The sequence below is a fragment of the Arthrobacter sp. Hiyo1 genome, from assembly GCF_001263615.2.
Lineage (GTDB): Bacteria > Actinomycetota > Actinomycetes > Actinomycetales > Micrococcaceae > Arthrobacter.
In genome coordinates, this window is sequence record NZ_DF952468.1 from 514708 (window position 1) to 515445 (window position 738).

1 protein-coding gene is annotated in these 738 nt (G+C 61.1%); it reads left to right on the forward strand.

The window, feature by feature from the left end; genetic code table 11:
* Positions 1-150: 150 nt before the first annotated feature.
* Positions 151-738 (forward strand): general stress protein (locus AHiyo1_RS02335; protein ID WP_340639271.1); only part of this gene is annotated, 588 nt, incomplete at its 3' end.

Sequence of the window (738 nt, forward strand, 5' to 3'; positions counted from 1 at the left end):
CGATCGCCGAGGGGGTCGAAAACGTCGAGGCCGAGCAAGCGCGCAACAAAGATGCGTGAAGGATTTGTGCTCACCCTTACAGGCTACCGAGTCTGCTCTCTTTTAGCTGAATTTCAGCCGGTTCACATGTGTATGGGACAGAATGGGGGTATGGCGAACATTTTCGGTGCCCCTAAGGCCACGGAGGAATCCCGCAGCGTCCCTAAAGGCGACACCGTGGGCTCTTACACTTCCTATCTCGATGCCCAGAAGGCGGTGGATTATCTTGCCGACCAGCAGTTCCCCGTCCAGCATGTCTCCATTGTCGGAAACGACCTCAAAATGGTGGAGCGGGTTACGGGACGGCTCAGTTACCCCAGGGTCGCCTTGTCCGGAGCCCTGAGCGGCATGTGGTTCGGCCTGTTCGTGGGCGTCATGCTTTCGTTCTTCACCCCGGCCGGTGGCCCCTTCTCGATTGTGACGTCGGTCCTCATGGGTGCTGCATTCTTCATGCTCTTTGGGATCGTCACCTACGCAGCACAGCGCGGGAAGCGGGACTTCACCTCCACCAGCCAGGTAGTGGCGACGAACTATGACGTCATTGTCGCCTTGGAGGCATCCCACGAAGCCCGCCGTCTCCTTCACCAGTTGCCGATGAATCCTTCCGAGGCAGCCTTCGGGCGGCCGCCGCAGGCCTACACGCCGCAGGACTACCGGAACCCGCCGGCGCATCCCGGTGCACCGCAGGGTCCGGCCCCG